This window comes from Nitratireductor aquimarinus, assembly GCF_017255295.1.
In the GTDB taxonomy this organism is placed as follows: Bacteria; Pseudomonadota; Alphaproteobacteria; order Rhizobiales; family Rhizobiaceae; genus Nitratireductor; species Nitratireductor aquimarinus.
Genome location: NZ_JAFKDE010000003.1, coordinates 81813 through 108118 on the forward strand (window position 1 = coordinate 81813; position 26306 = coordinate 108118).

Consider the following 26306-nt stretch of genomic DNA (forward strand, 5'->3'; position numbering starts at 1 on the left):
TGAAACTGGGAACTGCGGGGAATCTTGCCGCAGATTGGTTAAGGCTTTGTCTACCATGTCCCGGCTTCTGTTTGGAGACGGTTCCCGCTTCAAACCATGGTTGCAAGGCACGCTAGCGGTCAGGTGTGTCTTTTCGGACTCACCCAAAAGAGGCAGCAGTCGTCCAGCTTGGGTGCTTGCAGCCTATGCCTTCGGCGCTTCCTTCTTGTCTTTTTCGCTTGATGCAAAGCTCGTCAGCGCTTTCAGGAAATCACCGACGCCGGGGCGCTGCAGGGCCGTGAATGGCAGAGGGCGGGCCGCGTCCATCGCTGCGATGCCGATCCGCGCCGTCATCATGCCGTTGACGACGCCTTCACCGAGCTTGGCGGACAGGCGGGCTGCAAGCCCGTGTCCCACCACCTGCTGCACCAGTGTCTCGCCAGCCGCCATGGAACCGGTGATGGCCAAATGCGTGAAAATGCTGCGCACCAGCCGCATGAAGCCAAGGAAGCCCGGACGACCGCCATAGAGGTCGGCGATGCGGCGTGTGAGCCTTGCTGCTTCGAAGAGCACATAGATGATGTCGACCAGCGCACGCGGAGAAACGGCTGTCACCACGGAAACGCGCTTGGCCGCGTTCAGCACCTGCTGGCGGGCGGCGGCATCCAGCGGGGCCAAAAGCTCCTTCTCCGCCACGGTCAGAAGATCCGCGCCGTCGATCACATCGTCTTTCAGGCTTTCAAGCGTTGCGCGTCCGGCTGCCGTTTCCGGCTTTCCGGCGAGAAGCCCCATCAGGTGATCGACCGTCTTGCGCGCCTCTTTGGCATCATTGCGTTCGATGGCGTCGGCGGCGTCCCGGCGCATCGTCTCGATTGAGGCAAGCCGCATGATGCCCAGCGCTTCGCGGGTCAGGATGGCGATGAAGGCGGTGAGCCCGATCGCAGCCACGCCAAGCGCCAGCCATCCCAGCCAGTCTGCGCGGTTGTAAAGGTCGCGGATCAGCTGATCCGTCCACAGGCCGATGGCCAGCGACAGGAGAACGCCGAATGCGGCGAAGAAGACCCGTCCCAGAATGGAGCGCCGGCGTGGCGGAATCGGCGGGGGATCGGCGAGCGCCATGTCCTGTTCGGCAAAATAGTCTTCACTTTCGGCGACCACCGCCACGGCGTTGCCGGGGTCGATGGCCTGCGGCTTTCGCTTCGGCGCCGTCTTTTCAGGCTTCTCAGGCTTTGGCGGGTCCACGCGGAAGGATGCGGGCGCTCTGCTCATGCGAGATGGTCTCCGACGAGAAATTCAAGGGCCCGGTCAAGCCGGATATGGGGCAGCGACAGGGTGACGCCTTCCGCCGTCTGCTCAAGCCGGGGCGGGCGGAAGCGCACGAAGCGGATCGGATGGTCCGGCGGGCTGTCCGACCCGTCTTCCGCTTTCTTCTGCTGAAAGATCAGGCCGGGCTTTTCCGGCAGGTCGCCGGGAAAGATTGCGGTTTCGGTTTCGCCGTCAAATGTCTCACCGGCAATGGTCTCGCCGGCCAGCGGGGTGCCGATGATCACCGGTAGCGTTTCCTTGCCCTGCCGAACCGTGCCTTCGCGTGTGGCCCGCACGGCGGCCATGGCCAGCACATCCACTGCCGCACCTGAAAAATCCGCACGCGCGATGGCGCGGTCGGCCAGCCGCCGCACAATGGCCTGCAGGCGGTCATGGCTTTCATGATGAATGTGATCCGCCTTGGTCGCCGCCACCAGAATGCGGTCGATGCGGTGGGCGAAGAGCCCCGTCAGCAGATTGCCGCGTCCCTGTCGAAAACACGACAGGATCTCCGTCAGTGCGCGCTCCAGATCGGTCACGGCTTCCGCACCCGCATTCATCGCCTGCATCGCGTCCACAAGCACGATTTGCCGGTCCAGCCGTGCGATGTGGTCGCGGAAGAAGGGGCGGATGACATGCGTCTTGTAGGCCTCGAAACGCCGTTCCATCATCGCGTGCAGCGATCCGGGCTTGTGTTTCTTGCCCGGCTCGACCTCGAGCGGCGCAAAGGTCAGCGCCGGCGATCCTTCCAGATCGCCCGGCATCAGAAAGCGTCCCGGCGGCAGTGTCGAAAGCGCCCTGTGGTCGGCCTTGCAGGCGCGCAGATAGGTCGAGAAAGCTTCGAACAGCCGCCGCGCGGTCATCTCGTCGGCTGGCGCGTCCGGGTCAATCCCGCTGGCCATCTCACGCCATTCGGCTGAAAGTTCCGCGCGGACGGGCAGGCGCGCCATTTCCATGGCCTCCTGGCAGAACGTGTCGTAATCCTTGCCGAGAAGCGGCAGGTCGAGCAGCCATTCTCCAGGATAATCAACGATGTCGAAGGAGAGTTTTCCGCGCGACAGGAGCCGGTTCCAGGCGGACGCGGACTCGAATTCCACCGTCAGCCGCAGTTCTGAAATGGCGCGCGTGGACTCCGGCCAGATGCGGCTTTCGACCAAGGCTGCGATGTGGTCCTCATACTGGAAGCGCGGCACCGCGTCGTCCGGCTGGTGCTCCAGATAGGCTTTGGATATCCGCCCCGATTTCTGGGCGTCGAACATGGGCAGCCGCCCGCCATGCAGCAGATTGTGAATGAAGGCGGTGATGAAAACCGTTTTGCCGGCGCGGGACAGCCCTGTCACGCCGATCCGCAGCGAAGGCGAAATCAGACCGGCAGCGCGTCCGGTCAGCGTGTCGAAGGCGATCCGCGCTTCGTCGGAATATGTCGTCAATGAAGCCAAGAGGCGAAATCCTCAAAAATCGCAAGACCTTGCATATAGGAAATCAAGCCTGTGATTGAAGAGCCGCCGACAAGGCCCGTTATCCGCGGTCGGGGCGCAGGAACATGTCGAGACGCCCGCTTCTGCGCTCGATATTGGCCAACGCGCCGGGAAAGCTGATGACTGCAAGCCCGCATGTGGGGAAGCCGGAAGAGGCGGCCTGCGTGGCCTCGGCGTCGCCGCCTGATGAGAGCTCGTAAGCCAGGTCTTCCATCATCGGGTTATGTCCCACGACCAGAATGGTCTCTGCCTGCGGCGCTTCGCGCACTGCGAACAGATAGTCGGTCGCGTCAGAGTTGTACAACTCGGCCAGAAAATGCGTCTCCGGTTTCTGATCTAGCATGGTGGACGAAACGCCATCCAGCGTTTCGATGGCGCGTCTGGCCGTCGAGCAGAGGATCAGGTCGGGGAGGAGGTGGATTGCGCGCATCCGTTTTCCCAGCGCCCTTGCGTCCTCTTGCCCCGATGCGGTGAGCGTGCGGTCAAAATCGGACATGCCGGGCGCTGCCCAGCCAGCTTTTGCATGGCGAAGGAGAAGAAGCCGCGTCATATCACGAAATCCTGATCGATGGCGCTGAAAACGCGCCTGAACGGGTTGGAAATGCCCTCAAACTGCGCGATTTCGGCTGCATTTTTCCCTCCGCAATGGCTTTTGAAGCTAAATGCAGACTTTATACGCATCCACAGCCCCGGGTAGAGCGGATTCACTTTTTCCGCTGCATTTAACAAAAGCGTGAAAGAGGCAGCCTTTGTGCTTGTGGTTGTGGAGGTGCGCTAATATATAGGCGCGGGCGAAAAAACATCCCAGGGTGACTCGATGAATGAGCTCAGTAATGCTGAATATGTGCCCACCGAGGACGAGCCCTTCATGAATGATCGCCAACGCTCGTATTTTCGTGCGAAGCTACAGCGTTGGAAGAGCGACATTCTCAAGGAGGCGCGTGAAACCCTCGAGGCGCTACAACAGGAAAACGCCAATCACCCCGATCTCGCAGACCGGGCGTCGTCGGAGACCGACCGTGCAATCGAATTGCGCGCGCGTGACCGTCAACGCAAGCTGATTTCCAAGATTGACGCTGCTTTGCAGCGCATTGAGGAAGGCACCTACGGTTACTGTGAGGAAACGGGGGAGCCGATTTCTCTGAAGCGGCTTGACGCGCGGCCGATCGCTACCTTGTCGATCGAGGCGCAGGAGCGTCATGAGCGTCGTGAAAAAGTTTATCGCGACGACTGACTGGCAGACAAAATAACGGTTAGGGCGTTAGCCCAGTTTTGTATGCGCCACGCCGCCGCGGCTGGCGCTTTTTCTTTGCCTGTTTTCCGGTTTGCCGACGCCCGCGCACTTTGGTTTCCGGGCATCAGCCTGGATGTGTGGCCTATGGCCTGCCCATCCCGCCCTTTGCGCAGAGATCGGACAAGCGAGACGTTTCTAAAAACCTAGTGCTTCTGTTCCGAGAGTTCTTCCAGAAGCTTGCTCATTTCATCCTCGAGCGTGTGTTCGCTCACCGGCTCTTCGATGTGGTCCCGCCGCGGAGCCTCGTCAGATCGCGTTTCCACGGGAGGATCGTTGCGCGTGGTGGGCATGGCCGCTCGCGGGGTGGATGCGATATGAGCGCGTTCCACATAGCGCTCGTCAGGTTCTGCAGGGCGCACATCTGTCGCCACCCTCTCGGGTGCAGCCGCGCGCGGCGGTGTAGCCATGCCAGCCAGCCGCGCTGGCTCCGGGGCGGTCGCGGAAGGCAGGGTGCGATGGTCGTGGTTCGGCGATACCGGCAACGGCGCTGGCCTCACGGGAATGGGCCGGGGGATGGACCGGCGCTGTGGCGCTTGTTCGCTGAGCGTCGGTGTGCGCTCGGCAATCTGAATGCTGGGCTCCGGCTCCGGTGCAGGCGGCTCCACCTCTCGCCGGGGCTCTGCCGGGGCCGGCTCGGGAGTCGTCTCCTGAAGCTCCGGCTCCTCACGCCCTTGCTCGGGAACCGCCCGTTGGCGAGTTTCCGGGCGCTGGCGTGTTTCGGGCCGGGGCATTTCCGGCTCTGGCATTGCGCGCGGAGCCGGCTCACTCTGCCGCTGAGGCATGACCGGTTCAATTCTCGCCGGGAGCTCTTTTCCGATATTGGCCTCGACGACAATGTCGCTGGGGCCGCCGATCAGGATCAGATGTTCCACGTCGTCGCGGCGAACGAGCACAAGACGGCGATGATTGTCGACCGGTGTGGCATCGGTCACCGCCAGTCGCGGCTGCTTGCCTCTGGAACCGGAGATGAACGTGCCTGCCGTAAAGCGCCGGTTCACGCGCACGAACACGAGAAGCACTATGGCGATTACAATGAGGATTATGGTCCAAAGGGCCGCAGTCGCGTTTGCTTCTCCAAAAATCCCCACGAGCCAGTCGCGCATTCGTTTACTCCAGTTTCCGTCAGATCAGACAAGGTATGCGTGTCACGCCATGGCAGCAAGCCGCCAGCAAAACTGTGGCCATTCAACAGAACATTTCGGGCAAAGAAAGGCGATTTGCGTTTCGATTACACGTGTGCGCTTGCAGATGGCGGGAGCCCTGATATATCCCGAATGGGTCGGGTTCGCGTGGAAGCCGGCGGGAATTGGGCGCGATAAACGGGAAACGCATGGCCAAGCAGACCGGGGGAGAAATCCACGCAGCACCGATCGTCGACCAGAGTTCGCGACCCGGTGCCATAACGCGGCTAATCATCTTCATTGTCGTACTGACGCTGTCTGCGGTTGCCTTCTCCGTGTTCCGCGACCGTCTGGGCGACCCGTTCCTGCTGGGGCTTCTGGGCGTTCTGGCGATGATCGGGGTGGGATTCCTGTTCGCAACGGCGATCGGCTTCGTGCAGGTCGCGCCGCGTTCGGCAGGCAGTGAACTCTCCAGGGCCTTTGTTGATTCCATGGAGGAGGGCCTCGTGGTTGCAGACACCAAGGGCCGCATCCTCTACGCAAACAATGCTTATGCCCAAATGACCGGTGCGACATCAGTTGCCGACGTGAAGACGGTCGATGGTCTGCTTTCAGACAATCCCGAAGCCGCGCCGGTGATCGAGAAGCTCGCCGCCGGTCTGCGCGATGGCCGGGCAGGCGATGGCGAGTTCCGTCTGACCCGTTCGATCCGTCCGGGCGGTGAACTGGGCGCGCGCTGGTACCGCACCTGGGCGCGTATTTTCAAACTGCCGGGATATCGTCAGCCGGTCTCCGCCTGGCAGATTGCCGACATTTCCGAGGAGCGCGCCGAGCAGGAGCGCTTCTTCCTCGATCTCCAGAAGGCCATCGATCATCTCGATCACGCGCCGGCAGGCTTCTTCGCTGCCGACCCCGATGGCCGCGTCACCTATATCAACGCGACGCTCGCTGAATGGCTGGGCATCGATCTCGCCAATTTCGTGCCCGGCGCGGTTCGTCTGCCGCAGATCGTTGCCGGCGACGGCATGGCGCTGGTCAACGCTGTGAAGGCCGATCCGGGAACCGCACGCAATGCGGTGATCGATCTCGATCTCTCCACGATGGGCGGCGAGGTTCTGCCGGTGCGCTTCATGCATCGTGTCATGGCAAGCCGCGAAGGTTCTTCCGGTCCGACCCGCACCATCGTGCTCAACCGGCAGGTGGGCGAGGACGCCTCTGCGGATCTGCGCGCTTCCGAGGTTCGCTTCACCCGCTTCTTCAATTCGACGCCGATGGCCATTGCCTCGGTCGACCATGACGGGCGCATCCTGCGCACCAATGCGCCGTTCCTCTCGCTGTTCTCCCAGGTGGTCGACAGCGATGCGATGGAACGCCAGGTGCGTCTCGATGCCGTCATTCACGAGAATGACCGTGAGGCCTTTGCCAACGCTCTGGAACGGGCGAAGCACAGGCAGGCCGAGATTGCCCCCATCGACACCGTTCTGCCCGATGATGCCGAGCGGCATGTGCGCTTCTACGTCAATCCCGTCGTCGATCATGATGGTGCGGAAGGGGCCGAGGAAGCGGCCATCGTCTATGCCGTGGAGACCACCGAGCAGAAGGCGCTCGAAGCGCAGATGGCGCAGAGCCAGAAGATGCAGGCCGTGGGCCAGCTTGCCGGCGGCATCGCGCACGACTTCAACAATGTGCTCACCGCCATCATCATGGCCTCGGACCTGTTGCTGACCAATCATCGCCCGTCCGATCCGTCCTTCCCGGACATCATGAACATCAAGCAGAACGCCAACCGCGCCGCATCGCTGGTGCGTCAGCTTCTGGCATTCTCGCGCCGCCAGACGCTTCGTCCGGAAGTGCTGAACCTGACCGACGTGCTGGCGGATCTGCGCATGCTTCTGGCGCGTCTGGTTGGCAACGAGGTGTCGCTTTCCATCGAGCACGGACGCGACCTGTGGCCGGTCAAGGCCGATATCGGCCAGTTCGAGCAGGTCATCGTCAACCTGACGGTGAACGCACGCGACGCCATGCCCGAGGGCGGGCAGCTGACGGTGCGCACGCGCAATATCTCGGCCGATGAATGCGCGCAGTTCCCGTATCGCGAGCTGGCAGTCGCAGATTATGTGGCCGTCGAAGTTTCCGACACCGGCACGGGCATTGATCCCGAGACGATCCGCAAGATCTTCGAGCCGTTCTTCACGACCAAGGAAGTGGGCAAGGGCACCGGTCTCGGCCTCTCCATGGTCTATGGCATCGTCAAACAGACCGGCGGTTTCATCTTCTGCGATTCCGAGCTGGGCGAGGGCACGACCTTCCGCATCTTCCTGCCGCGTTACATTCCAAGCGAGGCGGAGAAGGCGGCCGAGGAGGCAAATGCTGCAGCCGAAAACGGCGCCGCCAAGCCAAAGGAAGAAAACCGCGATCTCTCCGGCTCAGCGCGGGTGCTCCTGGTTGAAGACGAGGATGCCGTGCGCATGGGCAGCGTGCGCGCGCTCTCCTCGCGCGGCTACGAGGTGCATGAGGCGAGTTCCGGCGCGGAAGCGCTGGAGATCTTCAACGAGCTCGACGGCAAGGTGGATATCGTCGTTTCCGACGTGGTTATGCCGGAGATGGACGGTCCCACGCTGCTCGGCGAACTGCGAAAGGTGCAGCCGGACATCAAGTTCATCTTCGTCTCCGGTTATGCCGAAGACGCCTTTGCGAAGAACCTGCCGGAAGATGCGCAGTTCGGCTTCCTGCCCAAGCCCTTCTCGCTCAAGCAGCTTGCAACGGTGGTCAAGGAGATGCTGGAGGAAGGCTGAGACCGGCCCGTTTCGGCTCAATCAAAAAAAAAGGGGTGACTGGCAATGTGCCGTCACCCCTTTTTCTTGTCTCAGGCTCTGAAATTCCTGACCCTAGACCGAAACCGTGCGCCTCACACGGTTCTGCGTGCCGAACAGATCGATGTAGCGCTGGATCTCTGCTGGATCGCCGGTTGCCTTTTCCGGGTTGTCCGACAGTTTGACGGCGGGCCGGCCATTGGCCTCGCTCACCTTGCAGACCACGGAAATCGCCTTCAGCCCGTTGATTTCCGTAGGGGCGCAGTCCTCGAAATCATTGGTCAGGTTGGTTCCCCAGCCAAAGGCCATGCGAACCTTGCCCTGGAAGTGGTGGTAAGCCGCCTCGATGGTCTCGACGTCGAGACCGTCGGAGAAGATCAGGAGCTTGTCGCGCGGGTCTTTTCCGTGTCTGCGCCAGAATTCCATGATGCGCTCGCCGCCTTCGATGGGCGGTGCGCTGTCGGGGCGGAAGCCGGTCCAGTCGGCCACCCATGGCGGTGCGTTGCGCAGGAAGGATTCGGTGCCGAAGGCATCCGGCAGGACGATCAGAAGATTGCCGCCATAATAGCTCTGCCAGTCTTCCAGCACCCGGTAGGGGGATTCCAGAAGTTCCCTGTCGGTCTTGGCAAGTGCGGCCAGGACCATGGGCAGTTCATGCGCATTGGTGCCGAGCGCTTCCAGATCCGTGTCCATCGCCAGAAGCACGTTGGATGTGCCGGTGAAGGAATCGCCGATCCCCTCTTTCAGGGCTTCCACGCACCAGCGCTGCCAGAGGAACGAATGGCGGCGGCGTGTGCCGAAATCGGAAATCTTGATTTCCGGCAGCTTTTTCAGCCGCTCCACCTTGGACCACACCTTGGCCTTTGCGCGGGCGTAAAGCACATCCAGCGCGAAGGGGCCAAGCGACCGCATGGCCGCGCGCGAGCGCAGCTCGTTGATGATGGTCAGCGCCGGGATTTCCCACATGGTGGTTTCCATCCAGCGGCCATGGAAATGCAGTTCATACTGCCCGTCGCGGCGGGTGAGTTCGTATTCCGGGAGCCGGAAATCGGCCAGCCATTTGAGGAATTCCGGCTGGAAGATCTGCTTGTGGCCGTAGAACGTGTTGCCGGCGAGCCAGATCATCTCCTTCTTGGTGAAGCGGATGGCGCGCGCATGGTCCAGCTGTTCGCGCAGCTCGCCCTCATCGATCTCGTCTGCCAGAAGAACCGTCTTGTTGCGATTGATCAGCGAGAACGTCGCGTCGACCTTTGGATAGAGGCCCCAGATCATCTGCAGCATGAGCAGCTTGTAGAAATCCGTGTCCAGCAGGCTGCGGCAGATCGGGTCTACCTTCCAGGCGTGGTTGTAAACGCGTCGCGCGATATCGGTTTTCGGCATGGTATGCGTGTATCCTGCGAGTAAAGGCCACCGTTTCGCGGCATTCGTTCGGTTGGGCAGACCACAACGGCAGGCCACGATTGTCAACGACTACGTGATCCACTTTCGCGATCTTGCGACGAAAACCACACATGAATTCAACGACAAGTCGTTGAAGTTCAGTCAGGCCCCATGGCCGGATCGGGCGTGGTTAATCGCCCGTTAACGAAAGGGGCGAACACTGATTGCCGGGAGGAGCCCAAGGAGGTGACGATGTTCAACTCTGGATCCACCCACCATGGCCGGTCACTGGCCGGTGCATTTGCCCTGATCACTTTCATCATGTGCCCGTATCCTGCCGAGCCCCATGAGGCTCCGACCGGATGGCGCTACCCCTATGCCTGTTGCTCGGACCGGGACTGCCGCACCGTCTCCGATGCAGCGGTGACCGAAGGCCCGGAAGGCTATCTCATCAAGGTGACAGGCGAGGTTCTGCCTTACACCGACAGGCGCGTGCGCAACTCGCCGGATGGCGTGTTCCACTGGTGTTCGATGGCCGGTCAGGAAAACAGCCGCACCATCTGCCTGTTCGTGCCGCCGCGCGCATTCTGAAAGGCCCGTGCTGCACCGCCTAAAGCGGGATGTTGTCGTGCTTCTTCCAGGGGTTCTGGAGGTCCTTGTTGCGCAGCATTCTGAGCGCGCGGGCGATGCGCTGCCTGGTCGAGTGGGGCATGATGACTTCGTCCACATAGCCCCGCTCGGCGGCCACGAAGGGGGAGAGGAAACGATCCTCATACATCTTCGTGTGCGCCGCGATTTTTTCGGGATCGTCGATGTCCTTGCGGAAGATGATCTCGACCGCGCCCTTTGCGCCCATCACCGCGATCTGCGCGGAAGGCCAGGCATAGTTGATGTCGCCGCGCAGATGTTTTGACGCCATCACGTCATAAGCGCCACCAAAGGCCTTGCGGGTGATGACGGTGATCTTCGGCACCGTGGCCTCCGCATAGGCGAAGAGCAGCTTCGCGCCGTGTTTGATCAGACCGCCATATTCCTGCGCTGTGCCGGGCAGGAAGCCTGGAACATCGACGAAGGTGACGATCGGAATGTTGAAGCAGTCGCAAAAGCGTACGAAGCGGGCAGCCTTGCGCGAGGCGTCGGAATCGAGAACGCCCGCCAACACCATGGGCTGGTTTGCCACAAAGCCCACCGTGCGACCTTCCACACGTCCGAAGCCGGTGACGATGTTTTTGGCGAAGGACGCCTGAATCTCGAAGAAATCCGCCTCGTCGCAGGTCTTCAGAATGAGTTCGCGAATGTCATAGGGCTTGTTCGCATTGTCGGGCACCAGCCGGTCGAGCGAATGATCCGCCTCGGTCACCGACTGGAAGCACTCCACTTCCGGCAGATCCGCCGTGTTCGATGTGGGCAGGAAATCGATCAGGCGGCGCATCTGCAAGAGCGCCTCCACATCATTGTCATAAGCGCCGTCGGCGATGGACGACTTGACCGTGTGTACCGAAGCGCCACCGAGCTCTTCGGCCGTCACGGTCTCGTTGGTCACGGTCTTCACCACGTCCGGACCGGTCACGAACATGTAGGACGTGTCGCGCACCATGAAGATGAAATCAGTCATGGCGGGGGAGTAGACGTCACCGCCGGCGCACGGACCCATGATGACAGAAATCTGCGGAATGACGCCGGAGGCGAGCACATTGCGCTGGAAGATTTCGGCATAGCCGCCGAGTGCCGCCACGCCCTCCTGGATGCGCGCCCCGCCGGCATCATAGAAGCCGATGATGGGCGCGCGATTCTTCAGGGCCATCTCCTGAACCTTGACCACTTTCTCCGCATGCGCCTCTGAAAGAGACCCGCCGAACACGGTGAAATCCTTGGCGAAAACGAAAACCGTGCGGCCGTTGACCGTGCCCCAGCCGGTCACCACGCCATCACCCGAGATGCGGCTCTTTTCCATGCCGAAATCTGTGGAGCGGTGCTCGACGAACATGTCGAATTCTTCAAAAGAGCCTTCGTCGAGAAACGCCTCGATGCGCTCGCGCGCCGTCAGCTTGCCCTTGGCGTGCTGGGCGTCGATGCGCCTTTGGCCTCCGCCTTCACGCGCAGCGGCGCGGCGGCGTTCCAGCTCGAGAAGAACCTCTTTCATGCTTGTCTCCCCCAAAGGCGATAAACGGTTCTCATGCTGGTAGCATGGCCGCATCGACAGGCAAATACGCCGTGCGTCCTAGATGACGCACGGCGCGTTTGCAGATTTTACCAGCTGCCCGTGTTTTCCATGGAAGCCCAGGGCTCCATCGGCTCCTTCGCACCGCCTTTCTGCAGCAGTTCGATGGAGATGCCGTCGGGCGAGCGCACGAAGGCCATGCGGCCATCGCGCGGCGGGCGGTTGATGGTGACGCCGGCCTTCATCAGGCTGTCGCACAAGGCGTAAATGTCGTCGACCTCATAGGCGAGGTGGCCGAAATTGCGCCCGCCATCATAATCTTCCGGATCCCAGTTATAGGTCAGCTCCAGCAATGGAGCGTGCTCGTCGGCAGCGCGCGCACCGTCGGCGGGAGCGGCGAGGAACACCAGCGTGTAGCGGCCCTTTTCGCTCTCGGAACGGCGCACTTCGGTGAGGCCGAGCTTGTTGCAGTAGAAGTCGAGCGATGCGTCGATATCCTTGATACGGACCATCGTGTGCAGGTAGCGCATGTTTCCTCTCGCTTGCTGGTTTACGTATGCGGTACGGGCATCCTACCCGCGCCATCCGGCAATGTTGCACGTTAACCAATTGTGCCGCACTGCCGAAGACCTTCAAATCCAGTTGTTTTCACCTGTTGTTGAAAATCAGAAACTGGGTCTTGCTATGCCACAAAGCGCAAATGCTATCTTCGAACTACACAGTGAGTCGGGCGGACTTGAAAAAAGGCTTGATGGGATGGACGACAAGTCCTCGACAACCAAGAGGTACGAGGCTGGCGGTACGGCGCCAACGGCGGATGACGCCACGGAAGCCATTGAGCTGGTGGAGATCACCGGCGCGATCAAGTGGTTTGACGTGGCGAAGGGCTATGGCTTTATCCTCCCGGACGACGAAGAGCATGGAGATGTGCTACTTCACGTAACCTGCCTGCGCAAGGACGGCTTCCAGACGGCGCTGGAAGGCGCACGGATCGAATGCCTCGCCCGACAGGGCGACAAGGGTCTTCAGGCCTTCAAGGTCGTCTCCATCGACCTGTCGACTGCGGTGCACCCGAGTGAGGATCAGGAGCCTCGGACGCATGTCACTGTGGCCGCAGAAAGCGGTCTGGAGCGTGCGCTCGTCAAATGGTTCAACCGCACCAAGGGGTTCGGCTTCCTGACCCGCGGCGAGGGGACCGAGGATATTTTCGTCCACATGGAAACGCTGCGCCGCTACGGCGTGACGGAGCTGCGCCCCGGCCAGGTTGTGCTGGTGCGCTTCGGGCGCGGTGAAAAAGGCCTTATGGCTGCCGAAGTCTACCCCGATCTTGGCACGCTGAATGCCGCGCACTGATCATTGCGCGGCCCTTTTCACGAGAGTGCCGCCAATGTCGCATTTTTCCTTCCAGCCGGTTGAGGCTTTTCGTTCGTTGAGCCAGCGTGTCCTGAAGGCGTTTCTCGCGTCTGTTTTCCTTATTTTTCTCGCCGCTGGCGCTTTTGCACAGGGATCGGCCATGCGCCTGCCGGTCGATCCTGAACCGCTTGTCGCGGTCACGGCGGCGGGCGAGGTGCGTTTCGACATCGAAATTGCCGACGAGGCGCATGAGCGTCAGCGTGGGCTCATGTTCCGCCAGTCCATGCCGCAGGATCGCGGCATGCTCTTCATCTTCCCGGCAGAGGGCCGTCAGGGGTTCTGGATGCAGAACACACCGCTGCCGCTTGATCTTCTTTTCGTGGCGGCTGATGGCACGGTTCGGGCGATTGCGCCCGGCACGCCGTTCTCCACCGCTTCCATCTCGCCGGACGTCGAATCCCAATTCGTGCTTGAACTGGTCGCCGGAACCGCGCAGAAGACGGGGATCGAGGTCGGTGACCGTTTGCGCCATCCGCGCATAGAGGCCGCCGGCGCCCAATAGTCAGCAAGGGCGATTTTCCGGAAAATGAAGTCTTTCCTCCATGACGGGTTCGAGCTCGCTTTCATCGATGAAGGCCAGGGCGATCCCATTCTCCTCATTCACGGCTTTGCCTCCACGCATTTCGTCAACTGGGTTGCGCCGGGCTGGGTGAAGACCCTGCGGGATGCGGGCTTCCGCGTCATCGCGATCGACAATCGCGGCCACGGAAAATCTGCCAAGAGCCATGACAAGGCGGATTACACGCCCGGTAAGATGGCGGGTGATGCAGCCGCTCTGCTCGATTATCTGGGCATCGAGAAGGCGCATGTGATGGGCTATTCCATGGGCGCGCGCATCTCCGCTTTTTTGGCGCTTGAGCACCCTGAGAAGGTCGCCACGCTCATTCTTGGCGGGCTTGGGCGCGGCATGATCGACGGCGTTGGAGAGTGGGACGAGATAGCCGAAGCGCTTCTTGCCGATGATCCCGATAGCATCACCTCCGAGCGCGGCCAGATGTTCCGCAAATTCGCCGATCAGACAAAGAGCGACCGCATTGCGCTCGCCGCCTGCATCGCCACGTCCCGCGAGCTCCTGACCGCCGAAGACGCCGCGGCGATTGCCCTGCCGACGCTGGTTGCCGTTGGCACCGTCGATGACATTGCCGGTTCGCCCGAAGGGCTGGCCGATCTGTTGCCTAACGGCACGGCATTTGCGATTGAAAGACGGGACCACATGCTGGCGGTGGGCGACCGGACATTCAAGGCGCGCGCGCTGGCGTTTCTAGAGGAGCACCCTCTTGATCGAACGTAAGGCGATTTCCTTTGTCGGGGCCGAAGGCAACAGGCTGACCGGCGACATCTGGGATGGCGGCGGGCAGCCCGTCGTTTTCCTGCATGGCGGCGGGCAGACACGGCGCGCCTGGGACGCCACGGCGTGTGAAGTGGCCGAGCGCGGCATGCGCGCCATCTCGGTCGACCAGCGCGGCCATGGCGAGAGCGCGTGGGTCGAAAGCGGCCGCTACGGGTTTCACCATTATGGCGAGGATGCCGCTGCCATCTTCCGTCAGGTTCATGAGCGATTTCACATCAGGCCATCAGCCGTTGGCGCGTCGCTTGGCGGTCTGGCGTCCCTGACAGCGGAGATGCGGGACGGGCCGCTTCTTGATGCGCTCGTGCTTGTCGACATCACGCCGCGCCTTGATCCCAAAGGGGTGAACAAGATCCAGGGTTTCATGGGCGCGCGCATGGAAGAGGGCTTCGCATCGCTTGAAGAGGCTGCCGATGCAATCGCTGCCTATCTGCCGCACCGCGCGCCGCGTCGCTCGCTGGAGGGCCTGCGCAAGAATCTGCGGCAGGATGAGGATGGCCGCTATCGCTGGCACTGGGACCCCGCCTTCATCAAGGGAGCCGAGAGCATCAATTATGGTGCGGAAGCGCTGATGCAGGAGCTGCTTGCGGGCCTGCCGCAATTGAGCCTGCCGGTGCTTTTGGTGCGTGGCATGCGTTCGGAACTGGTGCAGGAAGCGCATGCCCGGGAGTTCGTTTCCCTTGCGCCTGCCGCTTCCTATGTGGATGTCGGCGGGGCCGGGCACATGGTGGCCGGCGACCGCAACGATGTTTTCGCAACCGAGATCCTGAAGTTCCTGGGCCGCGACGAGGCGGCCTAGAGCATTTCGCGGTCAGGCCGGTCAGTGTCCTGCAAAATGCGGTGGGCGCCGCTCGCGAAATGCGCGCCGGCCTTCCGCATAATCCGCACTTTCGAACGTGATGTCGCCGAGCCCCTGAGCGCGTTCGGCTTCCTGCGTGTTGCAGGTCAGCGCCGCCGAAATCGAAACCTTCGATGCGCGGATGGAAAGCGGGGCATTGCGGGCAATGGTTGCTGCAAGGTCCGTGGCCCGGCTGATCAGCACGTCAGAAGGCACGACCTCCAGCAGGAACCCGCATTCGCGGGCGCGCGCCGCATCGATCCGCGCGCCGGAAAAGGTGAGGTAGCGCGCCATCTGTGCGCCTGCCGTGGCCACGATGTCGCCCATCGCCTCCACCGGATAGGCAAGGCCGAGCCGCGCTGCCGGTACTGAAAAGAGCGCATCGGGCGAGGCAATCCGCAGGTCGCAGGCCGCAGCAAGGCCAAAGCCGCCGCCGAAGCAGACACCGGAGATAGCCGCAATGGTCGGCAGATGCGTGTTGCGAATGGCTGCAAACGCGCCGGCATTCAGCATTTCGTAGCTGCGCGCGGTTTCCGCATCGCGCCGCACCGTGTCGAACTCGGAAACATCCGCGCCCGCGCAGAAATTGTCGCCCGCGCCGCGCAGAACCAGAACGCGCACCGTGTCGTCGGCCTCCAGTTCGGCGACCAGATCGATCATCGATCGCCACATGGCCTGTGATATCGCGTTCATCTTTGCTTCCCGGGAGATCAGAATGGTCGCGATGCCATTCGAGCGGGAAACACGTAAACCTGCCTCATTTTGCTGCGATTGGACCGTCATGCATCAATTTTCCTGTAGCTGCTGTCACAGTTTTTTGCGGTTCAATTACCTTGGCTTCTGACGTATGTTTGGCTTTAAGGCAAGGTTAGGCCTCTGGCGGAGAAATCGATGAACGCTCGCAACGCTATCCGTGAACGCAGTTCCGGCAAAAGCGCGCCTCAACCGGTGGACCCGATCTGGTACGCGGTCCGTGAAGAGGCGGAGGCCGCTGTCGCCAATGATCCGCTGCTTGCGGCCTTTCTCTATGCGACGATCCTCAATCATGACGATCTGGAAAGCGCGGTCGTGCACCGGGTCGCCGAGCGGCTCGATCATCCCGACATGGGCGCGGACCTGATCCGCCAGACTTTCCACGCCATGCTCAATGCCGAGCCTGAATGGCGCACTACTGTGCGTGTAGACATTCAGGCCTATTACGACCGCGATCCGGCCTGCGACCGTTTTCTGATGCCGGTGCTCTATTTCAAGGGCTTCCACGCCATCCAGACCCATCGTCTGGCGCACTGGCTGTGGAAGGAGGGACGCAGGGATTTCGCGCTCTACCTGCAAAGCCGCTCGTCGGCCGTCTTCCAGACGGACATCAATCCCGGTGCGCGGATGGGCAAGGGCATCTTCATCGACCATGCAACCGGCGTGGTCATCGGTGAGACGGCGGTTGTCGAAGACGATGTGTCCTTATTGCATGCGGTGACGCTGGGCGGCACCGGCAAGGAAACGGGCGACCGGCACCCGAAAATCCGCCATGGCGTGCTGATCGGCGCTGGAGCGAAGATCCTCGGCAATATCGAGGTCGGCCATTGCGCACGCGTTGCGGCGGGCTCTGTCGTGCTGAACGATGTGCCGGCTGCCAAGACCGTTGCCGGCGTGCCGGCGCGTGTCGTTGGTGAGTCGGGCTGCAGCGAGCCGTCCCGCTCCATGGACCAGATCCTGCACGGTCAGTCCTGAGCGCGTCTGCGGCGCTCATTCAGCTCATCTCTATTTTGTCAGGGCAGGGAGGTTTCCCGGCATCACGACTGGTGACTGTTCGCAGCAAAAACGTCTGTTGACCCGCAGAGGCTTTACGGCTGAAATCCCGGTTTCAGGGTTTACAGTGGCGCTGGCCTCATGTCAGAAGCGCCGCGATCACAGCAGGGCTACCGGGTGTTCGTACGGATATCCGGCAGGTCTGCATCAAATCTGAAGCTGTGCGTCGTGCTGTCCCGAAACCGGTCCGGTTTCACACGATGCGCCAGGCACTGGAGATGTTTCTTGAAGCCCGAAGAGATCCGAAAGCTCGAAGCGTATTTCAAACGTACCTTCAACAATGATGCGCTGACCGTGAAGGCGCGTCCGCGCAAGGATGATTCCTGCGAGCTTTATCTTGGTGACGAGTTCCTCGGCATCGTCTTCAAGGATGAGGAAGAGGGAGAGCTCTCCTACAATTTCTCGATGGCCATTCTCGACATCGACCTCTGAGCCGTTTCGGCCAGACGCATGCAGGCGCTTTTGGCGCGGCGGCGTGAATTCGAAAGCCCGTATGCGCTGTCGCATGCGGGCTTTTTTCTGTCAAAGGGGGCTTACAGCGGGGTCTTGATGTGCTCTGCGACCTTCCGGCGAATGTCCTTGTCCAGAAGCCGCCACTGGCCGAGCAGCGAGGCGGGAAAGCGGTAGGTCATGCTCAGCCGGTTTCCCAGGTTGATGTCGCGTTCGCACGGCGCGAGCGCCTCCCGCGCCGCAGTTCCTGTCAGGCAACGCGCCACGAAGGGTTCTTCCCCCGGTTCTGAGGCCGAAACCGCAAGCACTTCGCCCTCATAGCCCGAGCCCTGTTTGAAGCGGTGAAAGCGAATGCTCTCCGGTCCGCCAACCGAGTGCGCCTCGATCACCTGCCGGTAGACGGGTTCAAGCCGGTTGCTCATGTCGCGTGACATCATCTGTTCCTCGAATGTCACAAACAGGATGCGCCGCGATCCGTCCACATGGTTGAAATCATCGCTTCTGTCAGGCGAATAGCCCTCGAGTTCGGGCCAGACCATATAGACATCCAGGCGCTGTCTCACGCCATCCTGCCGTGCAGCCTTGAAGCGGATCATGTTTTCCGGAAATGTCAGCACATTGTTGCCGATGACGATCTCGCGGGGCTTGGTGGATGCGGTGTGACCGGCTTCCGACAGCGTGTCTCCATACCACTGGCCGACAAACAGGATGCCGATGGAAAGCGCCAGCAGCAGCAGAAAGAACTGAAACACACGGCGCGCAAACCGGTTTTGTTGCACGGCGGCAGATGTGTTGGCAGCGCTGATGTCGTTTTCGGTCGCCAGTTTCAGATCCTCGCTTGTGTCTCGATGCGAGACACGGGAATCGGCACAAAGTTTGCCTCAAAGGTTGTATTGACCTTGGGTTCTTATGGTAAATGGAGCGTAAAGACATGGTCCATATCTGGCTTTGCGGGGCGGCGTTTGTCGCCGGACTTGTCTTTTGCGGTCTCTTTTCAAGTCTCTTTGAGCTTCTGACCGGCAGGCGTGTGCGCTTCCAGTCGCCCTTCATCGTTCGTCGGCGTGTTTTGCGATCCCTCGCGGTCATGCTGTGCGTGGGACCGGTCGTTTTCCTGCGTGAAGCGCTCGCAAGCCACAGGCAGAGGTTGATCGGGCATGGCGCGCTGGCGGGTGCGGCTTTCACGTCCGGATTATGGGTGACGGCGACCGGTGTGGTTGTTATCGAGGCGGTGCTGGCTGTCGGGCGGATTTGAAGTGGCGAAATGCAGATTCTGATTCCCGCCCGCGTGTTGTAGTGTGCCGCCTTAATCTACCGGGAGTTTTTCATGCCGATTTATGCGTTGGAGGGCGAGAGCCCGCAGTTCGAGGACAGGGACACAAACTGGATCGCGCCGGACGCCTCGCTGATCGGGCGTGTGCGGCTCGGACGCAATGCGGGTGTCTGGTTCGGCGCTGTCCTGCGCGGTGACAATGAGCTGATCGATATCGGCGAAGACACCAACATTCAGGAACATTCCGTGCTTCACACGGATATGGGCTTTCCGCTGGTCGTGGGGCGCGGCTGCACGGTCGGGCACCGCGCGATCCTGCATGGTTGCCGGATCGGCGAAAACAGCCTGATCGGAATGGGCGCGGTGGTGCTCAATGGTGCCGAGATCGGCAGGAACTGCCTGGTCGGGGCCGGCGCGCTCGTCACCGAGAACAAGAAATTTCCCGATAATTCGCTGATCGTCGGTTCGCCTGCCAAGGTCGTGCGTGAACTGGATGAGGAAGCGGTGCGCGGGCTCCGCTGGTCTGCCGATCACTATGTGAAGAACGGTCAGCGCTTTTCTGTGGAGCTGAAGGAAGTCTGAGTTCCCGAAAAAGGTGGAGCCGACCCATGGGGTGGGCCGGCTCCTGACCCGGTCGTTGGGGACGGGGAGGTGGGGACTCGACCGGGTGTCCCGCAACGGATGCCGCCGGTCCGAAGATCGGGAGCGCGGCGTTCTCCGTTGGTGTTCAGAAAGACATGGGCGCGTTCACTGGATTGCGCCCATACATGTTGTTGAAAGATCAGCGGCTCGAAGCGACGCTGCCAACGGCGACGGGCTGTCCGTTGTTGATGTTGACCCACTTGCCCGAATGCGAAGCGGCCTGGCGCTTGAGATAGGTGTAATCCGTATCGCCCCACAAAGAGACGCGGGCTTCCAGATTATCGAGAATGAAATCGCCCATATTGGTGACCACGGTCAGAACGGCATGGCCGTCGCCATTGGGCTGGCGCACCACCGTGATCAGCAGATTGCCGGCAGGCACGCCGGCTGCCATCAGGCGGCGGCGCTTCTCAAGAACATAGTCCTCGCAGTCGCCATAGGCCGTCGGGTAGGACCAGTACTCTTCCACGCCCCACATCTCCATGTCGGTGCGCGGCAGAACCGTTGAGTTCACCGCATTGTTGACGTCGATCATGGCTTTCCACATCTCGCGCGTCAGCTTCACCGGGCGCGGGCGCGCCGTTGTCTGGTTGCACTCGACCGGCTCGCGCTGGCAAAGTTCATAGTGACCGATCGGCTGGCTGGTAAAGCCACCGGTCTTCATGAAATTGGGTGTGGCGAACGCCCCCGTGGTGAACGCCCCGAATGCAAGTGCGGCGGCCGCGATCAGCCGTGCGCTCTTTGAATGCCCCATAGTCTTGTCTCCCCGTTTGAGAGGACAATGACACAGGGGAATTTATTTCAGGCAAAAGTGCGAAGTATAAATCGCGCTAAATTCTATTTGTATTTTGATCTAATCAATATAAAAATCGAATTATATTTGAATAAAATTTGTCTAAAATTGTAATGAAATTCGAAGGCGTCACGGCGCTCGGTTCGCGCCGCACTTCACGGGCGGATCGACGATGGAGAGGAGAGCGGCATGAATGGTGTGAAGGCTCTGGTGTTCGATGTATTCGGCACGGTGGTGGACTGGCGCGAAGGTGTGGCGCGCGAGGCGGCGATCCTTCGTACGGCTGGATGTCCTGCATCGGGAAAAACTGGAAGCGATCCTTCCTGATCCGGGTATCGACCCCTCGCGCGTTCCCGCGTCCGCTGGAATATGGCAGCGGATCATCACGCGATCTGGTCGCAGAACGGGACTGGGATGTGATCGTCTCGGATTTTGCAGAGCTGGCGACGCGTCTGGGCGCTTAGGCCGCTGTTACGAATGCAGCGGTCAGGCTTCCGTCGGCAGCGAGAACTCTGCTTCCAGCGCCTGACGGTTCTGGATGCTTGCGAACTCGATGGCGACGCCATCGTCGAAATGGCGCACCACCTGTCCGCGCATCGTGCCAAGATGAACCTGCGTTCCGCGTTCAGGCCGCACTTCGCTCTCCACGGCTGCGCCGGAAAGAGACAGGTCGATGATGCGGCAGCGATATTCGCGGCCGTCCGGCAGGCGCAGAACGCTGATCGGGTTGCGTGGTGCGATACGCTCGTGGCGGCGATCTTCCGGCAGGTCCAGCTCGTGCTTGTTGGCAAGCCATGTAAGCTGGGCCGCAAGCTTGTCGCGCTTGCGCTCGGAAGCAACAACCGTCATGGCGAAACCGTCGCGGTTGACGCGGATCACTTCGCCTTCAATGCGGCCGATATGATCGAGATAGGCGATCACGCGCTCGCCCTGCCTGCCTGAATGCTGTGCGATCAGGCAAACGTCGCCCGGTGACATGTCTGTCACCCGGCAGGGGTGTTCGCTGCGATCCTCAAGCATGAAGCGGCCATAGATCGACACCTTGACGCGCTGAAAGCTGCGTCTTTCATCGTCTGATGGGGATCGGTTGATCGCCGCTCTCATCGTGTCTTGCGCCCTTCGATCTGAAGATTCCAGCTGGCCCATGGGGCAGCGAGACACTACGCCTGATCCGTTAATAACCGGTAAGGGGCAACTATTCGTTGCGCCCACCGTCGAAAACCACGAGATGGCGGAAGCGGCGGCCCTGGCCGGGTTCGATGAGGCTGTCGGTGATGGAGCGGCGCTCCGGCACCAGTGGCGGCACCTGGACGGCTGGCCGGTTCTTCAGGAGAGAGGGCTCGCGGTCGGCGTCGATGATCCGCAGCGAGGTGACTTCACATTCCACGATTGGTTCTGCGCCAAGCCAGAAAGGCTTGTGGCAGGCCAGCAGCGAGCCCATGGCGCGCGGGCTTTCCATGCCGCCTTCAAGCGGCAGAAGCAGAAGCTCGAAGGCTGCGGCATCGCCGCTCCTGTTGCGTCCCGCAAAGGAAAGAACCACCACGGATTTCATGTCGAACACGCTGCGCGCAAGCTTGCCGACCACGGCCTGATCACGGCCCGGCCACAGGGAGGCGAAGGAGAGGCCCTTGAGTTCCTTTCCGAATGTGGCGCACAGCCGGGTGCCAGCGAGGCGGAACACGGCTTCGCCGCGCGCATCGCGTTCCAGAATGAACGTATCGGCCAGCAGTGTCTTGATCTCTGCCGGCTCGACTTCCGTGCGCCTGGGGGCCGGACGGTTGCCACGCAACCTGTTCCAATATTGGAACAACGTCACCGAACCATCATGTTTCATGCCTCTTGGCTCCTTACTCTCGGCCCGGGCCTGTCCCATAGGCGGACAGGTGCAGGCATTTTCAATAGCGACATGTGGATGGGTGCAGGATGCGTGCCAAAGCGATGGGGGTTGTTCGCGCAGCCGCTCTGTTAGGGTTAACAAAGGGTTTAGATTGCGCGGGTTTCGGGCCGGTGGCAGTGTCCGGCCGTTAGCAAGACCGAATCAACCAGATCGCCATGCGTCCCCGTGGACGCCTGAAGGACGATCTGAATGATTGAGGGAGTAGCGGGGGCGCCCGATGCTCCAACTGACGGGCCGGGGCCGGTCTTTCACACGAAAGCCGGAGTGGGGGCTCGACCAGGCCGTTCAGGTTCATCCTGAGCGGCTTTTTTCTTTTCCGCGGGTCTGCTACGCAAAATCATGAACAGAGATGAAGAGCGGGCGATTCCTGAAGCGGAATCCGAAAATGGGTTTGAGCGGAACGGCGGTGATGGCAGGGAGCCGGTGTTCAACCTGGCGCCGGCCGTCACGGTCCTCGGCCTGATCTGCGTTGCAATTTTTGCCATCGAGACATTCTGGATGAGCATTGATCAGCAGATCTGGCTGATGGTGCATTTCGCGTTTCTGCCGATCCGCTATAGCGGGCAGTTTGCGCTCGACACCTACGCTTTCATCAGCCCCGTCACCTATTCCTTCCTGCATGGAAGTTGGGGGCATCTTCTGGTCAATATGATCTGGCTTGCCGCCTTCGGGTCTCCGCTTGCCAACCGCATCGGAAGTGCGCGTTTCGTCCTGTTCTGGGTGGCAGGCGCGCTTGCCGCCGTCGGGCTGCATTACCTGCTCTATCCATCCTCGGCAGTGCCGCTTGTTGGCGCGTCCGGCTCCATTTCCGCGATGATGGGGGCTGCAGCCCGCTTTGCGTTCCGGGTGGATCGGCGACAGCCCAAGCCGGCCTTCACCGGGCCGGTGCTTCCTGTCTCCCTGGTCGTGAAATCGCGCAGCGTCGTGGTGTTCCTTGGCGTCTGGATGGTGGCCAATGTGGTGACGGGCCTGATGAGCGGCACCGTGGTCAACGGTCCCCAGATCGCCTGGGAAGCCCATATCGGCGGTTTTCTCCTGGGTTTCTTCGGCATCCAGTTCTTTGATCGCCCGCCCGCGCGGCGTCAGGCTGATTTCCCTTCCTAAGGGCAGGATTTCGACGACGGCATAAGCATTCGTCTACTTGCAAAGCGCTCTTTCACGGCGCAACATTGCCCTGTTGCCAGAAGAAGGAGATTGCCATGACGGTGAAGGCCATTCTGGACGCCAAAGGGCGCAATGTGGTCACCATCGGTCCGGACAGGAGGCTGGCGGAGGCCGCCCAGCTCTTGTCTGAACGCGGTATCGGTGCCGTCGTTGTGACGGAGCCCGACGGGCGTATCGCAGGTATATTGTCGGAGCGCGATATTGTGCGCGTGATCGGGCGCGATGGCGCCGACATGCTTGAACAGCCAGTTTCTGCGGTCATGACCGCAAAAGTTCGCCGCTGCCATGAGCAGAACACGGTCAACGAGGTCATGCAGATCATGACTGAAGGCCGTTTCCGGCACCTGCCGGTGGAAGAGAACGGCAAGATTGCCGGCATCATCTCGATCGGCGATATCGTGAAAAAGCGCATCGAGGAGGTCGAGCGCGAGGCCGAAGACATTCGCAGCTACATCGCGACCGCCTGAAAAGACGGAGGCTGCCTTTCGGCAGCCTCTTTTGTTTTAACGGTTATCGAGTTGTGAGCGGACCAGTTGAAGGCCGCGGCGCGTGATGCGGTAGGGACCGCTGTTGCGCGACTGGATTGCCCGTTTACGTTTGATTTTTCTGAACAGTGTCAGGTCAAGGCCGGGAAACTGCCAGCCGTCACGTGTGATGCAGTTCAGTTCGAGAATCTGGCCTTGCTCGTCCTTTTCGATGACGATCCGGCCGCCCTGCGCCAATATGTGCAGGATGCGCTGCTCTGCGCGCGAAATATCCATATCTTGAAGTCCTGGAAAACCACTGGCGCGAACCAATGGGAAAACCACCGGCCAAATGGCCGGCAAACATCGCTGCGCCGCCTTGCGATGGCGCAGGGTTTCAAGGTTTTCTCGCCCCGACCCTGTGTTGGTTCAGGTTCGGGGCCCTACCGGGCCTCAAGATAGTTGGACATAAAAACTCCGTTGATGCTGCATTTCATAACGCAAACTGTGGCCGGAATAAAGCGCTTGGCTTGCCACGCGGGTATGTTTGGTCTAGCGAATGCGGCAGTCCATTCCGAACCATCCGACTGCACGGCACCGTGAAACCATGACACTCATCGATACACGCACGCCCGATCCCAAGCGTTTCATCTCCGGCGCTACCGGCGACTGGGAAATCATCGTCGGCATGGAGATCCATGCCCAGGTAACGTCTGAAGCAAAGCTGTTCTCCGGCGCTTCGACGACTTTCGGTGCTGCCCCCAATGCGAATGTCTCCCTCGTGGATGCGGCCATGCCCGGCATGCTGCCCGTCATCAACGAGGTCTGCGTCAAGCAGGCAATCCGCACGGGCCTTGGCCTGAAAGCGCAGATCAACCTGCGCTCGGTCTTCGACCGCAAGAACTATTTTTATCCGGACCTGCCGCAGGGCTACCAGATTTCGCAGTTCAAGCAGCCGATCGTCGGCGAGGGCAAGGTGACGGTTTCCGTCGGCCCCGCCAAGGACGGCTCGTTTGAGGAAATCGAAGTGGGCATCGAGCGCCTGCATCTGGAGCAGGATGCCGGCAAATCGATGCACGACCAGCATCCCACCATGTCCTATGTGGATCTCAACCGCTCGGGCGTCGCGCTCATGGAGATCGTCTCCAAGCCCGATATCCGTTCTGCGGACGAGGCCAAGGCGTTCCTGACCAAGCTGCGCACCATCCTGCGTTATCTGGGCACCTGCGACGGCAACATGGACGAAGGCTCCATGCGCGCCGACGTGAACGTGTCCGTGCGCCGGCCGGGCGGTGAATTCGGCACGCGCTGCGAGATCAAGAATGTGAACTCGGTGCGTTTTGTCGGTCAGGCCATCGAATCGGAAGCCCGTCGCCAGATCGCGATTCTCGAGGATGGCGGTTCCATCGATCAGGAGACCCGCCTGTTCGACCCGGCCAAGGGCGAGACGCGCTCCATGCGCTCCAAGGAAGAAGCGCACGATTATCGCTACTTCCCCGATCCGGATCTGGTGCCGCTGGAATTCGATCAGGCCTATGTGGATGCGCTTGCAGCCGACCTCACGGAGCTGCCGGATGAGAAGAAGGCGCGTTTCATCGAAGCCTTCGGCCTGTCCGAGTATGACGCTTCGGTCCTGATTGCCGAGAAGGCTACGGCAGACTTCTTCGAGAAGGTTGCAAAGGGACGTGACGGCAAGGCTGCCGCCAACTGGGTCATCAACGATCTGCTCGGCGCGCTGAACAAGGCCGGGCAGGGGATCGACGAGACCCCTGTTTCGGCTGACCAGCTCGGCGCGATCATCGACCTGATCAAGAACGGCACGATTTCCGGCAAGATCGCCAAGGATCTGTTTGAGATCGTATTCACCGAGGGGGGCGACCCGGTCGCCATCGTCGATGAGCGCGGCATGAAGCAGGTCACCGACACCGGCGCAATCGAGAAGGCCGTTGACGAAGTCATCGCCTCCAACCCGGAAAAGGTCGAGCAGGCCAAGGCCAAGCCGACGCTGGCCGGCTGGTTCGTCGGTCAGGTGATGAAAGCCACCGGTGGCAAGGCCAACCCGCAGGCGGTCAACGCGCTGGTGAAGGAAAAGCTCGGCATCGATGATTGATGCCGGCGGTTATTTTGTCCGCACGGCCGGTGAGCGCGACTTGCCGGCCGTGCGGGCGCTTCTCGTGGAAACCTGGCACGACACCTATGATGCGATCTATGGCCGCGAGCGTGTGGACGAGATCACCGATGCCTGGCACTCCATCGAGGCCCTGAGGGCGCGGCTGAAACAGCCGCACTCCGAATTTGTTCTGGCAGACAATGGCAGCGATATCGGCGGTGTGGCCTTCGCCGTCGCCGAGCGTGAAGGCAAATCCATAAAACTGCATCAGCTTTACGTGCTTCCGGCCTGCCAGGGGCGCGGCATCGGTCAGGCCCTGTTCGACGAGGTGGCGATCTGCTTTCCCGAGGCGCGCGAAATCACGCTTGAGGTGGAAGAGGCCAATGGCCGGGCGCGTGGCTTCTATGAGCATCTGGGATTTGAGCAGATGGGCCAGAGCGAGGATTGCGGCAGCGCCGGTTTCGATATCCCGGCCTTGATCTACCGCAGGCTGCTTTAGGGAAGGGCCTCAGGCGTCCCCGGACGCAGGGCGACGCTGATTCGAGACCGAATCCTTTTGTCAGCCGGCTATCCCTCTTGC

The 26306-nt window shown here is 61.1% G+C and carries 29 protein-coding genes; 16 read left to right on the forward strand and 13 right to left on the reverse strand.

Features of this window, described 5'->3' with window-relative positions:
* Positions 1-183 precede the first annotated feature (183 nt).
* The 3 genes from JYP46_RS05050 to JYP46_RS05060 form a co-directional block, all read right to left on the reverse strand.
* Positions 184-1248: a YcjF family protein gene (locus JYP46_RS05050; protein WP_113155361.1), complete on the reverse strand. Its 1065-nt coding sequence runs from the start codon at positions 1246-1248 to the stop codon at positions 184-186.
* A complete protein-coding gene (locus tag JYP46_RS05055) occupies positions 1245-2723 on the reverse strand; it encodes a YcjX family GTP-binding protein (protein ID WP_113155360.1) in 1479 nt (492 codons plus the stop codon). The genes JYP46_RS05050 and JYP46_RS05055 overlap by 4 nt, the downstream gene beginning before the upstream one ends.
* A gap of 79 nt (positions 2724-2802) precedes the next feature.
* Positions 2803-3312, reverse strand: a complete 510-nt coding sequence (locus tag JYP46_RS05060; RefSeq protein ID WP_206547478.1) for a SixA phosphatase family protein — start codon at positions 3310-3312, stop codon at positions 2803-2805.
* A gap of 267 nt (positions 3313-3579) precedes the next feature.
* Here JYP46_RS05060 and dksA point away from each other — a divergent pair, with 267 nt between their 5' ends.
* Positions 3580-3996, forward strand: a complete 417-nt coding sequence (dksA, locus tag JYP46_RS05065; RefSeq protein WP_113155358.1) for an RNA polymerase-binding protein DksA — start codon at positions 3580-3582, stop codon at positions 3994-3996.
* 203 nt (positions 3997-4199) lie between these two features.
* Here dksA and JYP46_RS05070 read toward each other — a convergent pair whose 3' ends face one another.
* Positions 4200-5159 (reverse strand): flagellar biosynthetic protein FliO, encoded by a 960-nt coding sequence (locus JYP46_RS05070; protein WP_206547479.1) that lies wholly within the window; start codon positions 5157-5159, stop codon positions 4200-4202.
* A gap of 227 nt (positions 5160-5386) precedes the next feature.
* On the opposite strand from JYP46_RS05070, the gene cckA reads away from it, so the two are divergent.
* Entirely contained in the window at positions 5387-7972 is a 2586-nt protein-coding gene (gene cckA / locus JYP46_RS05075) for a cell cycle histidine kinase CckA (protein WP_113155356.1), read from the forward strand.
* A 93-nt stretch (positions 7973-8065) separates the two neighbouring features.
* On the opposite strand, the gene pncB is transcribed toward cckA, so the two are convergent.
* The gene (pncB, locus tag JYP46_RS05080; protein ID WP_113155355.1) at positions 8066-9370 is read right to left on the reverse strand and encodes a nicotinate phosphoribosyltransferase; all 1305 of its coding nucleotides are present in this window, start codon (positions 9368-9370) and stop codon (positions 8066-8068) included.
* 321 nt (positions 9371-9691) lie between these two features.
* Here pncB and JYP46_RS05085 point away from each other — a divergent pair, with 321 nt between their 5' ends.
* Positions 9692-9961 carry a hypothetical protein gene (locus JYP46_RS05085; protein ID WP_206547717.1) on the forward strand — a complete coding sequence of 90 codons (270 nt, stop codon included), beginning with the start codon at positions 9692-9694 and terminating at the stop codon, positions 9959-9961.
* Between the two features lie 19 nt (positions 9962-9980).
* Here JYP46_RS05085 and JYP46_RS05090 read toward each other — a convergent pair whose 3' ends face one another.
* Together JYP46_RS05090 and JYP46_RS05095 are read right to left on the reverse strand one after the other, a co-directional pair.
* The gene (locus JYP46_RS05090; RefSeq protein ID WP_206547480.1) at positions 9981-11513 is read right to left on the reverse strand and encodes an acyl-CoA carboxylase subunit beta; all 1533 of its coding nucleotides are present in this window, start codon (positions 11511-11513) and stop codon (positions 9981-9983) included.
* A 107-nt stretch (positions 11514-11620) separates the two neighbouring features.
* Positions 11621-12061 carry a VOC family protein gene (locus JYP46_RS05095; RefSeq protein WP_206547481.1) on the reverse strand — a complete coding sequence of 147 codons (441 nt, stop codon included), beginning with the start codon at positions 12059-12061 and terminating at the stop codon, positions 11621-11623.
* 226 nt (positions 12062-12287) lie between these two features.
* Between JYP46_RS05095 and JYP46_RS05100 the strand changes: the two genes are divergently transcribed.
* From JYP46_RS05100 to JYP46_RS05115, 4 genes are read left to right on the forward strand one after another with little or no spacing between them, the layout of a single operon-like run.
* The gene (locus JYP46_RS05100; RefSeq protein WP_113155352.1) at positions 12288-12884 is read left to right on the forward strand and encodes a cold-shock protein; all 597 of its coding nucleotides are present in this window, start codon (positions 12288-12290) and stop codon (positions 12882-12884) included.
* A gap of 34 nt (positions 12885-12918) precedes the next feature.
* The gene (locus JYP46_RS05105) at positions 12919-13446 is read left to right on the forward strand and encodes a DUF192 domain-containing protein (protein ID WP_206547482.1); all 528 of its coding nucleotides are present in this window, start codon (positions 12919-12921) and stop codon (positions 13444-13446) included.
* A gap of 24 nt (positions 13447-13470) precedes the next feature.
* The gene (locus JYP46_RS05110; RefSeq protein ID WP_206547483.1) at positions 13471-14235 is read left to right on the forward strand and encodes an alpha/beta fold hydrolase; all 765 of its coding nucleotides are present in this window, start codon (positions 13471-13473) and stop codon (positions 14233-14235) included.
* Positions 14222-15091, forward strand: a complete 870-nt coding sequence (locus JYP46_RS05115; RefSeq protein WP_206547484.1) for an alpha/beta fold hydrolase — start codon at positions 14222-14224, stop codon at positions 15089-15091. Before JYP46_RS05110 ends, JYP46_RS05115 begins: the two co-directional genes overlap by 14 nt.
* 21 nt (positions 15092-15112) lie before the next feature.
* Here JYP46_RS05115 and JYP46_RS05120 read toward each other — a convergent pair whose 3' ends face one another.
* Positions 15113-15913, reverse strand: a complete 801-nt coding sequence (locus JYP46_RS05120; RefSeq protein ID WP_206547485.1) for an enoyl-CoA hydratase/isomerase family protein — start codon at positions 15911-15913, stop codon at positions 15113-15115.
* A 108-nt stretch (positions 15914-16021) separates the two neighbouring features.
* Here JYP46_RS05120 and cysE point away from each other — a divergent pair, with 108 nt between their 5' ends.
* Positions 16022-16858, forward strand: a complete 837-nt coding sequence (gene cysE, locus JYP46_RS05125) for a serine O-acetyltransferase (protein WP_113155347.1) — start codon at positions 16022-16024, stop codon at positions 16856-16858.
* A gap of 303 nt (positions 16859-17161) precedes the next feature.
* On the forward strand, positions 17162-17368 hold the full coding sequence (locus JYP46_RS05130) for a DUF3126 family protein (protein ID WP_113155346.1): 207 nt from the start codon (positions 17162-17164) through the stop codon (positions 17366-17368).
* Positions 17369-17469: 101 nt separating this feature from the next.
* Here JYP46_RS05130 and JYP46_RS05135 read toward each other — a convergent pair whose 3' ends face one another.
* Positions 17470-18138 carry a hypothetical protein gene (locus tag JYP46_RS05135; RefSeq protein ID WP_222473916.1) on the reverse strand — a complete coding sequence of 223 codons (669 nt, stop codon included), beginning with the start codon at positions 18136-18138 and terminating at the stop codon, positions 17470-17472.
* Positions 18139-18317: 179 nt separating this feature from the next.
* Here JYP46_RS05135 and JYP46_RS05140 point away from each other — a divergent pair, with 179 nt between their 5' ends.
* Both JYP46_RS05140 and JYP46_RS05145 read left to right on the forward strand, forming a co-directional pair.
* A complete protein-coding gene (locus tag JYP46_RS05140) occupies positions 18318-18638 on the forward strand; it encodes a DUF6949 family protein (RefSeq protein WP_206547487.1) in 321 nt (106 codons plus the stop codon).
* A 72-nt stretch (positions 18639-18710) separates the two neighbouring features.
* Entirely contained in the window at positions 18711-19238 is a 528-nt protein-coding gene (locus tag JYP46_RS05145) for a gamma carbonic anhydrase family protein (protein WP_206547488.1), read from the forward strand.
* Between the two features lie 199 nt (positions 19239-19437).
* On the opposite strand, the gene JYP46_RS05150 is transcribed toward JYP46_RS05145, so the two are convergent.
* The gene (locus JYP46_RS05150; protein WP_113155342.1) at positions 19438-20052 is read right to left on the reverse strand and encodes a transglutaminase-like cysteine peptidase; all 615 of its coding nucleotides are present in this window, start codon (positions 20050-20052) and stop codon (positions 19438-19440) included.
* Between the two features lie 228 nt (positions 20053-20280).
* On the opposite strand from JYP46_RS05150, the gene JYP46_RS22080 reads away from it, so the two are divergent.
* Entirely contained in the window at positions 20281-20418 is a 138-nt protein-coding gene (locus JYP46_RS22080) for a hypothetical protein (RefSeq protein WP_222473917.1), read from the forward strand.
* A 159-nt stretch (positions 20419-20577) separates the two neighbouring features.
* Here JYP46_RS22080 and JYP46_RS05160 read toward each other — a convergent pair whose 3' ends face one another.
* Both JYP46_RS05160 and JYP46_RS05165 read right to left on the reverse strand, forming a co-directional pair.
* A complete protein-coding gene (locus JYP46_RS05160) occupies positions 20578-21195 on the reverse strand; it encodes a PilZ domain-containing protein (protein WP_113155341.1) in 618 nt (205 codons plus the stop codon).
* Between the two features lie 91 nt (positions 21196-21286).
* Positions 21287-21925, reverse strand: a complete 639-nt coding sequence (locus JYP46_RS05165; protein ID WP_113155340.1) for a PAS domain-containing protein — start codon at positions 21923-21925, stop codon at positions 21287-21289.
* A gap of 402 nt (positions 21926-22327) precedes the next feature.
* On the opposite strand from JYP46_RS05165, the gene JYP46_RS05170 reads away from it, so the two are divergent.
* Entirely contained in the window at positions 22328-23092 is a 765-nt protein-coding gene (locus JYP46_RS05170; protein ID WP_206546273.1) for a rhomboid family intramembrane serine protease, read from the forward strand.
* Positions 23093-23187: 95 nt separating this feature from the next.
* Positions 23188-23619 carry a CBS domain-containing protein gene (locus JYP46_RS05175; RefSeq protein ID WP_206547489.1) on the forward strand — a complete coding sequence of 144 codons (432 nt, stop codon included), beginning with the start codon at positions 23188-23190 and terminating at the stop codon, positions 23617-23619.
* 36 nt (positions 23620-23655) lie between these two features.
* On the opposite strand, the gene JYP46_RS05180 is transcribed toward JYP46_RS05175, so the two are convergent.
* The gene (locus tag JYP46_RS05180; protein WP_113155337.1) at positions 23656-23913 is read right to left on the reverse strand and encodes a YjhX family toxin; all 258 of its coding nucleotides are present in this window, start codon (positions 23911-23913) and stop codon (positions 23656-23658) included.
* Between the two features lie 310 nt (positions 23914-24223).
* Here JYP46_RS05180 and gatB point away from each other — a divergent pair, with 310 nt between their 5' ends.
* Together gatB and JYP46_RS05190 are read left to right on the forward strand one after the other, a co-directional pair.
* On the forward strand, positions 24224-25726 hold the full coding sequence (gene gatB, locus JYP46_RS05185; protein ID WP_206547490.1) for an Asp-tRNA(Asn)/Glu-tRNA(Gln) amidotransferase subunit GatB: 1503 nt from the start codon (positions 24224-24226) through the stop codon (positions 25724-25726).
* A complete protein-coding gene (locus tag JYP46_RS05190; RefSeq protein ID WP_206547491.1) occupies positions 25719-26225 on the forward strand; it encodes a GNAT family N-acetyltransferase in 507 nt (168 codons plus the stop codon). Before gatB ends, JYP46_RS05190 begins: the two co-directional genes overlap by 8 nt.
* The last annotated feature ends 81 nt before the right edge of the window (positions 26226-26306 follow it).